The 11,802-nt window shown below is 72.0% G+C and carries 11 protein-coding genes and 1 rRNA gene; 9 read left to right on the forward strand and 3 right to left on the reverse strand.

Translation table 11 applies throughout. The features are described 5' to 3' along the window. The 5 genes from rrf to ACFV04_RS21300 form a co-directional block, all read left to right on the forward strand. Positions 1 to 91, forward strand: a 5S ribosomal RNA gene (gene rrf / locus ACFV04_RS21280); the annotation flags it as partial. A 275-nt stretch (positions 92 to 366) separates the two neighbouring features. Continuing rightward, complete coding sequence (locus ACFV04_RS21285; protein WP_380531146.1) at positions 367 to 2,964, forward strand: ATP-binding protein; 2,598 nt, start codon at positions 367 to 369, stop codon at positions 2,962 to 2,964. Positions 2,965 to 3,073: 109 nt separating this feature from the next. Then, positions 3,074 to 3,754, forward strand: a complete 681-nt coding sequence (locus ACFV04_RS21290; protein WP_360265460.1) for a response regulator — start codon at positions 3,074 to 3,076, stop codon at positions 3,752 to 3,754. Between the two features lie 65 nt (positions 3,755 to 3,819). After that, entirely contained in the window at positions 3,820 to 4,227 is a 408-nt protein-coding gene (locus tag ACFV04_RS21295; RefSeq protein WP_380345952.1) for an OB-fold nucleic acid binding domain-containing protein, read from the forward strand. Next, entirely contained in the window at positions 4,224 to 4,949 is a 726-nt protein-coding gene (locus ACFV04_RS21300) for a DUF3159 domain-containing protein (protein ID WP_380345954.1), read from the forward strand. The genes ACFV04_RS21295 and ACFV04_RS21300 overlap by 4 nt, the downstream gene beginning before the upstream one ends. A 69-nt stretch (positions 4,950 to 5,018) precedes the next feature. On the opposite strand, the gene ACFV04_RS21305 is transcribed toward ACFV04_RS21300, so the two are convergent. Both ACFV04_RS21305 and ACFV04_RS21310 read right to left on the reverse strand, forming a co-directional pair. Beyond that, positions 5,019 to 5,690, reverse strand: a complete 672-nt coding sequence (locus ACFV04_RS21305) for a TrkA family potassium uptake protein (protein WP_360265451.1) — start codon at positions 5,688 to 5,690, stop codon at positions 5,019 to 5,021. After that, complete coding sequence (locus tag ACFV04_RS21310) at positions 5,690 to 6,358, reverse strand: TrkA family potassium uptake protein (protein ID WP_360265448.1); 669 nt, start codon at positions 6,356 to 6,358, stop codon at positions 5,690 to 5,692. The genes ACFV04_RS21305 and ACFV04_RS21310 overlap by 1 nt, the downstream gene beginning before the upstream one ends. Before the next feature lie 247 nt (positions 6,359 to 6,605). Between ACFV04_RS21310 and ACFV04_RS21315 the strand changes: the two genes are divergently transcribed. Continuing rightward, the gene (locus tag ACFV04_RS21315; protein ID WP_380346038.1) at positions 6,606 to 8,681 is read left to right on the forward strand and encodes an APC family permease; all 2,076 of its coding nucleotides are present in this window, start codon (positions 6,606 to 6,608) and stop codon (positions 8,679 to 8,681) included. 449 nt (positions 8,682 to 9,130) lie between these two features. Next, entirely contained in the window at positions 9,131 to 10,426 is a 1,296-nt protein-coding gene (locus ACFV04_RS21320; protein WP_360265475.1) for a class I SAM-dependent RNA methyltransferase, read from the forward strand. 159 nt (positions 10,427 to 10,585) lie between these two features. On the opposite strand, the gene ACFV04_RS21325 is transcribed toward ACFV04_RS21320, so the two are convergent. Further along, positions 10,586 to 10,783, reverse strand: coding sequence for a hypothetical protein (locus ACFV04_RS21325; protein ID WP_360265445.1), 198 nt, complete (start codon positions 10,781 to 10,783; stop codon positions 10,586 to 10,588). Between the two features lie 348 nt (positions 10,784 to 11,131). Between ACFV04_RS21325 and ACFV04_RS21330 the strand changes: the two genes are divergently transcribed. Together ACFV04_RS21330 and ACFV04_RS21335 are read left to right on the forward strand one after the other, a co-directional pair. After that, positions 11,132 to 11,368, forward strand: a complete 237-nt coding sequence (locus ACFV04_RS21330) for a toxin-antitoxin system HicB family antitoxin (protein WP_360265442.1) — start codon at positions 11,132 to 11,134, stop codon at positions 11,366 to 11,368. After that, a complete protein-coding gene (locus tag ACFV04_RS21335; protein ID WP_360265439.1) occupies positions 11,365 to 11,793 on the forward strand; it encodes a fic family toxin-antitoxin system, toxin component in 429 nt (142 codons plus the stop codon). The genes ACFV04_RS21330 and ACFV04_RS21335 overlap by 4 nt, the downstream gene beginning before the upstream one ends. Positions 11,794 to 11,802: the final 9 nt, after the last annotated feature.

An 11,802-nucleotide genomic window follows, 5' to 3' on the forward strand; every position in this document is an offset into this window, starting at 1 on the left:
GCCCGGTTACATTCCGAACCCGGAAGCTAAGCCTCACAGCGCCGATGGTACTGCAGGGGGGACCCTGTGGGAGAGTAGGACGCCGCCGAACAATCTTTGTGAAGAACCCCCATCCGGTTTCCGGATGGGGGTTCTTTGCGTTTCCCGGAATTCGGCCGGACGTCGGCCGGACAGCACCTCCGGAGCCGACCGGGTCCCTGCCGAGTGACCCCCGCCGAGTGGCTGGTTCACCGTCAATATGCCGCTAAAACCGCCTGATCGGTGGACTGATCAGCGGAAAATCGCTGCTCACGCCGTAGTCTCGAAGGAAGGGGAACAGGTGTCCGGGGGTGGCTCCCGGGCACGGCCGGATCAAGAATGGTGCTCATGGGACGAGGCAGGCTGCGCATCTACCTCGGGGCGGCCCCCGGGGTCGGCAAGACGTACGCCATGCTCGCCGAGGCGCACCGGCGGCACGAGCGTGGCACGGACGTCGTGGTGGCGTTCGTGGAGGACCACGGCCGCCGGCGGACCGCGGACATGGTCGCCGGGCTGGAGGTCGTGCTGCGGCAGCAGGTGCTGCACCGGGGTGCCAGGTTCTCCGAGATGGACCTGGACGCCGTCCTCGCCCGCCGCCCGCAGGTGGCGCTGGTGGACGAGCTGGCCCACACCAACGTGCCCGGCTGCCGCAACGAGAAACGCTGGCAGGACGTCGAGGAGCTGCTGGCGGCCGGGATCGACGTGATCTCCACCGTCAACGTGCAGCACCTGGAGTCGCTGGGGGACGCCGTCGCGGGCATCACGGGGGTGCGCCAGCGGGAGACCGTTCCCGACGAGGTGGTCCGGCGGGCCGATCAGATCGAGCTCGTGGACATGTCCCCGCAGGCCCTGCGACGGCGGCTGGCGCACGGCAACGTGTACGCGCCGGAGAAGGTCGACGCGGCGCTCGCCAACTACTTCCGCCCGGGCAACCTGACCGCGCTGCGCGAGCTGGCGCTGCTGTGGACCGCGGACCGGGTCGACGAGTACCTGCAGAAGTACCGGGCCGAGCAGGGCATCGAGCGCACCTGGCAGGCCCGGGAGCGGATCGTGGTCGGTCTGACCGGCGGCCCCGAGGGGGCGACGCTGATCCGCCGGGCGGCCAGGATCGCGGCCCGGGTCTCCGGCGGCGAGCTCCTCGCCGTCCACATCTCCCGGTCGGACGGGCTGGTGGGTTCCGGCTCGCCGCAGGCGCTGATCGAGCAGCGTGCGCTGGTCGAGAACCTCGGCGGCTCGTTCCACGCGGTGCTGGGCGACGATCCGGCGGTCGGTCTGCTGGACTTCGCGCGGGGGGTGAACGCCACGCAGATCGTGCTGGGCACCAGCCGTCGGCCGGGCTGGCAGTACCTGTACGGGCCGGGCGTCGGCACCACGGTCACCCGGGAGGCCGGGGACATCGACATCCACATGGTCACGCACGAGCACGCCGGGCACGGGCACGGCAGGACACCCGTCCGCCGGATCACCGACCTGGGCCGGACCAGGACGATCGCGGGGTGGCTGATCGGGCTGGCCGGTCCGCCGCTGATGGCGGTCGTGCTGACCGCGATCGGCGGGCTGGGGCTCTCCACCGACATGCTGCTGTTCCTGTCGCTGACGGTGTGCGCGGCGCTGGTGGGCGGGCTGCTGCCGGCGATCGGCTCGGCACTGGTGGCCTCCTCGGTGCTGAACTACTACTTCACGCCGCCGCTGCACACCTTCACCATCAGCGAGCCGCAGAACATCATGGCGGTGGCGATATTCACCATCGTCGGGATATCGGTGGCGTCGGTGGTGGACCTGGCGGCCCGGCGGACCCACCAGGCGGCCCGCAGCCAGACCGAGGCGCAGACGCTCAGCGCGCTCGCCGGCACGGTGCTGCGGGGCGCGCCGAACGGGGACGGCGTGCTGACGGCGCTGATGGAACAGGTCCGGGAGACCTTCGGGCAGGAGAGCACGGCGCTGCTGGAGCGTCCGGACCCGCTCGGCCCGTGGGTCCCGGTGGCCACCGCCGGGCCGCGGCCGCCGGAGCGGCCGGAGGAGGCCGACGTGGACGTCCCGGTCGGCGACAGCCTGGCGCTGGTGCTGCGCGGCCGGGTGCTGCCCGGCGCCGACCGGCGCCTGCTCGGCGCCTTCGCCGCGCAGGCCGCCGTGGTGCTGGAGCGTCGCCGGCTGGCCCGGGAGGCCGCCGCGGCCCGGCGGGAGGCCGAGGGCAACCGGATCCGGACCGCCCTGCTGGCCGCCGTCTCGCACGACCTGCGCACCCCGCTGGCGGGCATCAAGGCCTCGGTGAGCTCGTTGCGCTCGGCGGACGTCGACTGGGACCCGGAGGACGAGGCCGAGCTGCTGGCGGGGATCGAGGCCGGGGCCGACCGGCTGGACCACCTGATCAACAACCTGCTCGACATGAGCCGGCTGCAGACCGGGACCGTCACCCCGCTGATCCAGGAGACCGACCTGGACGAGGTGGTGCCCTGTGCGCTCGGCGGCGTGGCGCCGGAGTCCGTCCGCCTGGACGTCCCGGAGACGCTGCCGATGATCCGGGCCGACGGCGGACTGCTGGAGCGCTCGCTGGCCAACCTGGTCGAGAACGCCGTCAAGTACAGCCCGGAGGGCGTCAAGGTCCTCGTCAAGGCCGATGCGCTGGAGCAGCCGGGGATGCCCGGCCGGGTCGAGCTGAGGATCGTCGACCGCGGCCCGGGGGTGCCCGAGGAGGCCAAGGAGAGGATCTTCGCGCCGTTCCAGCGGTACGGGGACGCGCCGCGCGGCGCCGGCGTGGGCCTCGGGCTCGCGGTGGCGCGCGGCTTCGTCGAGGCGATGGACGGTACCGTCACCGCCGAGGACACCCCCGGCGGCGGTCTCACGATGGTCGTCAGCCTGCCGGCCGTCGAACGGCCGCCCGACCCGGAGGAGCCGGGTGAGCCGACCGGCGACGGGAGCGATCCGGTCTCGGAACCGGTCCCGTGAGAACCGCCGAAGCACCCGTCGGGCCCGTCGCTCCCCGGCGCCGTGCGTCGTACCGCAAGCCAGTCCCACAGTCCTGGAACCAGACAGCCCCGAAAGGCGGAGCCCGCACATGACCCGGGTCCTCGTCGTGGACGACGAACCGCAGATCGTCCGCGCGTTGGTGATCAACCTCAAGGCCCGCAAGTACGAGGTGGACGCGGCCCACGACGGCGCGAGCGCCCTGGAACTGGCCGCGGCCCGCCATCCGGACGTCGTCGTCCTGGACCTGGGCCTGCCCGACATGGACGGGGTCGAGGTGATCCGGGGCCTGCGCGGCTGGACCCGGGTGCCGATCATCGTGCTGTCGGCCCGGCACGCCTCGGACGAGAAGGTCGAGGCCCTGGACGCCGGCGCCGACGACTACGTGACCAAGCCGTTCGGCATGGACGAACTGCTCGCCCGGATGCGGGCCGCCGTGCGGCGGGCCGAGCCGGTGGCGGGGGAAGCCGACTCGTTGGTCGTCACCGAGACCTTCACGGTCGACCTCGCGGCCAAGAAGGTCAACCGGGACGGCGTCGACGTACGCCTCACCCCGACCGAGTGGCACCTGCTGGAGGTGCTGGTCCGCAACGCCGGTCGGCTGGTCAGCCAGACCCAGCTGCTGCAGGAGGTGTGGGGCCCCGCCTACCGCACCGAGACCAACTACCTGCGGGTCTACCTCGCACAGCTGCGCCGCAAGCTGGAGCGGGACCCCTCGCACCCGCGCCACTTCATCACCGAACCGGGAATGGGATACCGGTTCGAGAGCTGACCGTCGTTGCCCCCGGTGGCCGAGCGCCCTGCCGCCGGGGGCCCGGAAACCGGTACCCTTCCGGCATGAGTGGTGACAACAGCAGCGGCCAGCCGCAGGGGCGGTTCCGCCGCATGCTCAGCCGGCTGACGTCCTCGGCCGAGGAGCTGCAGGCCGAGGACCTGCGCCAGGAGAGCGCCGCGGAGTCGGGGTGCACACCGATCGCGGGCTGCTCGGACCGCGCGCTGGTCACCGTCGCGGGCACCCTGCGCACGGTGACGCTCCGCCCGCGGGCCGGGGTGCCCGCCCTGGAGGCCGAACTCTTCGACGGCACCGAGGCGCTGGACGTGGTCTGGCTCGGCCGTCGCTCGATCGCGGGCATAGAGCCCGGCCGCAGGCTGGTCGCCAGCGGTCGGATCAGCCACGCACGCGGGCGCCGCGTGCTGTTCAACCCCCGCTACGAGCTGCGTCCGGTCGGACACGGGAGCGAATGAGCGTGAGCAACCAGCCCGGCGGCGATGCCGCCCAGCTCGACCTGACCCACGACGCGGCGGCCGAGGAGGCCGCCCGCAGGGCCGCCTCCAAGGAGGCTGCCGACACGGTCCTGAAGGCCTTCGGCGGCGTACGCGGCATGATCGACATGACGCTGCCCGGCCTGGTCTTCATCATCACCTACAACATCACCCACCAGGTCAGCACCTCGGCGTGGGCCGCGCTCGGCCTGAGCGCCCTGTTCGTGGTGGCCCGGCTGGCGAAGCGGGAGACCATCCAGCACGCCTTCAGCGGGGTGTTCGGCGTCGCGCTCGGCGCCTGGATCTCGATGAAGAGCGGCAAGGCCGAGGACTTCTACCTGCCCGGTCTGCTCTGGAACGTCGGCTACTGCATCGCCCTGGCGGCCTCCGCCCTGGCGCGCTGGCCGATGATCGGGGTGATGCTCGGCCCGATCACCGGCGAGATGTTCACCTGGCGCAAGGAGAACCCGGGTCGGCTGGCCGCCTACACCAAGGCGACCTGGGCCTGGGTGGCGATCATGGGCCTCAAGCCGGTGATCCTCTTCCCGCTGTACTTCACCCACAACGTCAACCTGCTGGGCTGGCTGAAGGTCGCGCTCGGCATCCCGCCGCTGCTGCTCGCGATGTACGTCACCTGGCAGATCCTGCTGAAGGCGCCGCCGCCGATCAAGGCGCCGCTGGACGAGGAGGAGCCGGCGAAGTAGCCGCTCCCGCACGGCGGAGGGCCCGCACCCGAGTTCGGGGTGCGGGCCCTCCGCCGTTGCGGTCGGTCGCTACTGTGCGCCGGAGATGGGGGACAGCAGGTCCTCCAGCTCCTCCTCGCGTTCCTGCGCGGCGACGAAGAGCAGCTCGTCGCCGCCCTCCAGGGTGTCGTCCTTGCCCGGCACCAGGACCCGGCCCTCGCGGATGATGGTCACCAGCGCGGTGTCCTGCGGCCAGGCCACGTCGCCGACCCGGGTGCCGACCAGCTCGGTGTCGGAGGCCAGGGTCAGCTCGACCAGGTTGGCGTTGCCCTGGCTGAAGCGCATCAGGCGGACCAGGTCGCCGACGCTGACCGCCTCCTCGACCAGGGCGGACATCAGGCGCGGCGTGGACACGGCCACGTCCACGCCCCAGGACTCGTTGAAGAGCCACTCGTTCTTCGGGTTGTTCACCCGGGCGACCACCCGCGGCACCGCGTACTCGGTCTTGGCGAGCAGCGAGACGACCAGGTTGACCTTGTCGTCGCCGGTCGCGGCGATCACCACGTGGCAGCGCTGCAGGGCGGCCTCGTCCAGCGAGGTGATCTCGCAGGCGTCGGCCAGCAGCCACTCCGCCATCGGCACCCGCTCCACGGAGATGGAGTTGGGGTTCTTGTCTATCAGCAGGACCTCGTGGCCGTTCTCCAGCAGCTCGCCCGCGATCGAGCGGCCCACGGCACCGGCCCCGGCAATGGCGACCCGCATCAGTGACCCTCCTCCTTCGGCCCCTGCGCGAACGCGGCCTCGACGGCCGTCAGGTCGGCCCGGCGCAGCATCACGTGCACCAGGTCGCCCTCCTGCACCACCATCTGCGGCGTGGGCAGGACGCCCTCGCCGAGTCGGGTGACGAACGCCACCCGCGCGCCGGAGGCCTCCTCCAGCAGGCTGATCCGGTGGCCGACCCAGCGGGGGTCGTACGCGACCTCGGCCATCTGCACGCCGCCGCTGGGGTCCTGCCACAGCGGCTCGGCGCCGCTCGGCAGCAGCCGACGCAGCATCTGGTCGGCCGTCCAGCGGACCGTCGCGACGGTCGGGATGCCCAGGCGCTGGTACACCTCGGCCCGGCGGGGGTCGTAGATCCGGGCCGCGACGTTCTCGACGCCGAAGTTCTCCCGGGCCACCCGCGCGGCGATGATGTTGGAGTTGTCGCCGCTGGAGACCGCGGCGAACGCGCCGGCCTCCTCGATGCCCGCCTCGCGCAGGGTGTCCTGGTCGAAGCCGACACCGGTCACGCGGCGCCCGTTGAACCCGGCGCCCAGCCGACGGAACGCGGTCGGGTCCTGGTCGACCACGGCCACCGAGTGGCCCTGTTTCTCCAGTGCTCTGGCGAGGGCTGAACCCACGCGGCCGCAGCCCATGATGACGATGTGCACCGGCGCTACCTCACCCGTCCCGTCAGGGTACTGACCTGCGCAAACACCGTTCATCTCCCTTTCCCGCCCGGTCGTCCGGGGCGAGCGTTCTCGTGGGGCGCCGGTCCCGGCAACACCCGACAATCCGAGTGTTGCCCACCGACTCGTATCCGACACGCTAGCCGGTCCGTAGAACGCAGTCGCGACGAAGGGGGGGACAAACGGCGGAGCCTTGTCCGGGGAGCCCCTACGATTCCTTAACGTGCCTATGCCGAAAGACCTTCCGAAACGCATCCTGATCGGGCGTGCCCTTCGCAGCGACAAGCTCGGGGAAACACTTCTCCCGAAGCGGATCGCGCTGCCCGTCTTCGCCTCGGACGCGCTCTCCTCGGTCGCGTACGCCCCCGAGGAGATCCTGCTCACCCTGTCCATCGCGGGCGCCTCGGCGATCCACTTCTCCTGGCAGATCGGCCTCGTCGTCGCGATCGTGATGCTCGCCGTGGTCGCCTCGTACCGGCAGAACGTGCACGCCTACCCCAGTGGTGGCGGCGACTACGAGGTCGCGACCGTCAACCACGGACCCAACGCGGGTCTGGTGGTGGCGAGTGCCCTGATGGTCGACTACGTCCTCACCGTGGCCGTGTCGACCACCTCGGGCGTCGCCAACGTGGTCTCCGCCGTTCCCGCGCTACGCGGCCACGAGCTGACCCTGTCGGTGATCCTGGTCATCCTGCTGATGGGGATGAACCTGCGCGGTGTGCGCGAATCCGGTACCGCCTTCGCCGTTCCCACCTACGCCTTCATGATCGGCGTGATAGGAATGGTCGGTTACGGCGTGTTCCGGCACTACGTGCTGGGCCAGGACATGCCCGCCGAGAGCTCCGGTTTCCACCTCATGCCGACGCCCGGCAACGAGTCGCTCGCCGGCTTCGCGATGGTCTTCCTGCTGCTGAAGTCCTTCTCCTCCGGCTGTGCCGCGCTCACCGGCGTGGAGGCGATCTCCAACGGCGTGCCGGCCTTCCGCAAGCCCAAGAGCAAGAACGCCGCCACCACGCTGCTGCTGATGGCGAGCATCGCCGTCGTGATGTTCATGGGCATCATCTGGCTGGCCCGGCTGACCGGCGTCCAGATGGCCGAGAACCCGGCCGAGCAGCTCGGCGGCGCCTCGGCCGGCTACCACCAGAAGACCGCGCTGGCCCAGATCAGCGAGGCCGTGTTCAGCAACTTCACGCCCGGCTTCTACTTCGTCGCCGCCGTGACCGGCCTGATCCTGGTGCTGGCCGCCAACACCGCCTTCAACGGCTTCCCGGTGCTCGGCTCGATCCTGGCCCAGGACCGCTACCTGCCCCGCCAGCTGCACACCCGCGGCGACCGGCTGGCCTTCTCCAACGGCATCATCCTGCTGGCGATCGCCGCGATCCTGTTCGTCATCGCCTTCGACGCCGACCCGAACCGGCTGATCCAGCTCTACATCGTCGGCGTCTTCGTGTCCTTCAACATGAGCCAGTCCGGCATGATCCGGCACTGGACCCGGCTGTTGCGCACCGAGACCGACCCGACCAAGCGCCGCCACATGCAGCGCAGCCGGGCGATCAACACCTTCGGCCTGGTGATGACCATGGCCGTGCTGATCGTCGTCCTGGTCACCAAGATCAGCCACGCCTGGATCGCGATCGCGGCGATGGTCGTGCTGTTCGTGATGATGAAGGGCATCCGGCGCCACTACGACCGGGTCTCCGAGGAGCTCATCGCCGCCGAGGAGGCGGACGACGTCGTGCTGCCCACCCGGGTGCACGCCATCGTGCTGGTCTCCAAGCTGCACAAGCCGGCGCTGCGCGCCCTCGCGTACGCCAAGCTGGCCCGGGCCCACACCCTGGAGGCCGTCTCGGTCAACGTGGACCCGGCCGACACGGCGGCGCTGCGGCAGGAGTGGGACGAGCGCGGCATCGAGGTGCCGCTGAAGGTGCTGGACTCGCCGTTCCGCGAGATCACCGGGCCGGTCCTGGACTACGTGAAGAACCTGCGGCGCAGCAGCCCGCGCGACGTCGTCTCGGTCTACATCCCCGAGTACGTGGTCGGCCACTGGTACGAGCACCTGCTGCACAACCAGAGTGCGCTGCGGCTCAAGGGCCGGCTGCTGTTCAAGCCCGGCGTGATGGTCACCTCCGTGCCCTGGCAGCTGGAGTCCTCCGAGCGGCGCAAGCCGCAGAAGGCCTGGTCGGCGCCGGGTGCCGTCCGGCGTGGCGAGCCCCGGGCGCCGAAGGCCGTAAAGTCGAAGGATTCCGTCTCCACCGGTGCGAGCACCGGTGACACCTCCGACCGCAGCAAGGACTCCTCCTCGTGACGCGCAACACTCCGCCCCGCTCCTCGGGCTCCTCCGGCAAGGGCTCCCGCCGGGGCGGCTCCAAGCCCGGGCAGGTCTCCCGGCCGCGCTGGGGCCGGCCGTCCCGTCCGGAGGCCACCGACCGCGACGGCCTGACCGCACGCACCGCGCCGGTCGTCCCGGGGGAGCAGCCGCCGGCCGAGGACCGCAAGCCGGTCCGGGGCGCGGCCGACAAGGGTGCCGGCAAGGGCACGGGCAGCGGGAAGGGCACGGGCGCCGGGAAGGGCACCGGTGCCGCCGGGAAGGGCACCGGCGGCAAGGGCGCCGGGAAGGGCGCTCCTGCCGACGCGGCCTCCGGTGCCCCCGGCGGCACCCGGAAGGCCCCGCGCAAGCAGGCGGTGCGTCCGCCGAAGGCGCTCCGCGGTGTCGCCGCGCGGGCGCCGCGGCCCGAGACGCCGTCCGGCGAGCCGCTGGCCGGACAGCGGTACGAGGTCGAGGTCGGCGCCGTCGCGCACGGCGGCGGGCACTGCGTGGCCCGGCACGAGGGGCGGGTGCTGTTCGTGCGGCACGCGCTGCCCGGCGAGAAGGTCGTCGCGCTGGTGACCGAGGGCACCACCACCTCGCGGTTCCTGCGGGCCGACGCGGTGGAGGTGCTGGAGCCGGCCAAGGACCGGATCGAGGCGCCGTGCCCGTTCGCCGGGCCCGGCAAGTGCGGCGGCTGCGACTGGCAGCACGTCACCCCCGGTGGGCAGCGCAAGCTCAAGGCGGCGGTGCTGACCGAGCAGCTGGCCAAGCTCGCCGGGCTCACCCCGGCCGAGGCGGGCTGGGACGGCAGCGTCGAGCCGGTCGGCGGCAAGCTCCCGGCCGGGCAGGTGCCGGCCTGGCGCACCCGGGTCCAGTACGCGGTGGACGCGGAGACCGGGAAGGTCGGCCTGCGCAAGCACCGCTCGCACGACGTGCAGCCGGTGGACCGCTGCCTGATCGCCGCCGAGGGCGTCACCGAGCTGGGCATCGAGTCCCGCGACTGGCCGGGCGTGGCGAGCGTCGAGGTGATCGCCGCGACCGGTTCCTCGGACCGCCAGGTGGTGCTGACCCCGCGGCCCGGCGCGCAGCTGCCGCTGGTCGAGCTGGACAAGCCGGTCTCCATCGCCCGGATCGACGAGCAGGGCGACGCGCACAAGGTGCACGGGCGGAGCTTCGTCCGCGAACGGGCGGCCGGGCGGACCTGGCGGATCAGCAACGGCGGCTTCTGGCAGATCCACCCGGAGGCGCCGGACACCCTGGTCGACGCCGTGCTGGACGGGCTGGACCCGCAGTGGGGCGAGAACGCGCTCGACCTGTACTGCGGTGTCGGCCTGTTCGCGGGCGCGCTGGCCGACCGCGTCGGCGAGGAGGGCGCGGTGCTCGGCATCGAGTCCGCCAAGCAGGCCGTGGTCGACGCCCGGCACAACCTGGCCGCGCTGGACAACGTGCAGATCGAGTGCGACCGGGTCGAGACGCTGCTGCCGCGCACCGGCATCACCGCCACCGACCTGATCGTCCTGGACCCGCCGCGCTCGGGTGCCGGTCGCGAGACCGTCGGGCACCTGGTCGGCCTGGAGGCGCGCCGGATCGCCTACGTGGCCTGCGACCCGGCGGCGCTCGCCCGGGACCTGGGGTTCTTCCGCGAGGGCGGCTACCGGCCGGTGTCGCTGCGGGCGTTCGACCTGTTCCCGATGACGCACCACTTCGAGTGCGTGGCGATCCTGGAGCCGATCGGGGAGTGACCCGGTCCGGCCGGTCGGCCGGTGCGTGCGGCTCGGCTGTCCGGCTTCCCGGCGGCCGGGCCGTTCGGGCCGTTCGGTGTTCGGGCCGTTCGGTGTTCGGTGGAGGAGGCGGTACCCGCTCGGCGGGTGCCGCCTCCCCGTCGTTCGGGGCCGGGCCGGTCAGGGCTCGTTGTGTTCCTCCTCGTCGGCGCTGTGCGGAAGGTGGATGCCGTGCTGGGAGGCGAGCCGGAGGAGCGAGGCGATCCGGCCTTCGTACGCCTGGACGCCGTCGGCGTCCCCTTCGGCCCGTGCCGCCGCGAGGTCCTGCCGGGCCAGGGCGAGCTGCTCGCGCAGCTCCTGGTCGAACATGGCTGTCATTGCCGGCCTCCACACCGGTCGGTGCCGCTCAGTGGAACGCTCAGGGGAGTTCAGAGTCCCGGATGGTGAAGGACTCTTCAAGTCTCGCTCGTTCCGGCGGGGGTGGGGCGGCGGTGGACGGGTATGGGAGGTGGGCGGCCCGGAGCGGGGCGGGCGGCGGCTCCGGCGGGCCCCGGCCGGCTCGGTCGGCTCGGTCGGCGGGCGCGGCTGACGTCCCGGGGACGGTTCCGGTGACGGGTTCGGGGACGGTTTCGGTGACGGGGAGGTTGCGTGGGGGCGTGCGGCAGGTGTGCGGGCGGGGTGCATGCGCCCTTGTTGTGCTAGCACTTCAGCGCTAGCTTGAAGGACATGGCCAAGAAGCAGCTGAACGTCCGCGTGGACGCCACGACCGCGGAGATAGCCCGGGAACGGGCCGAGCAGCAGGGGATCAGCATGAACCAGTACATCGAGCGCCTGGTCCAGCAGGACATGGGCGAGTCCGGGCGGGCCTTCGTCGACGCGGCCGCGCAGTTCATGAAGGAGTACGAGACGGCGTTCCTCGCCGAGTTCGGGGAGCCGGGCGACCTCCAGGACGTGCGCCGTTGAACCTGGAGGTGGACCTCTCGTGGCTGCTCATGACCGCCGAGCAGTACACGCCCGGTGACCCGCAGGTCACCGACTACGGCTCGCTGCTCGCGGCCGTCACCCGGCACCAGGCCGAGATATTCGACATCTCCGTCTACCCCGAACCGCAGGACCGCGCCGCCGCACTGATGCACCAGCTGATCCGGGTGCCGGCCCTGGAGAAGACCAACGAACTGTTCGCGACCGCCGTCGCGTACGCGTACCTCGTCGCCAGCGGCTGCACCGTCGCCACCACCGCCCGCGAGGTGCGCAGCCTCTCCCGGGCCATCCGCGAGGGGCGGCTCGGGGTGTCCGGCGTCGCCGAGCGGCTGGCGGCGTGGGTGGTGGACGAGGCCGAGGGGGAGGGCGTCAGCGGCGGGGACGACGAGGACGAGGACGACGAGTGACCGTCGGTT

Source organism: Kitasatospora sp. NPDC059599, assembly GCF_042735125.1.
GTDB lineage: Bacteria > Actinomycetota > Actinomycetes > Streptomycetales > Streptomycetaceae > Kitasatospora.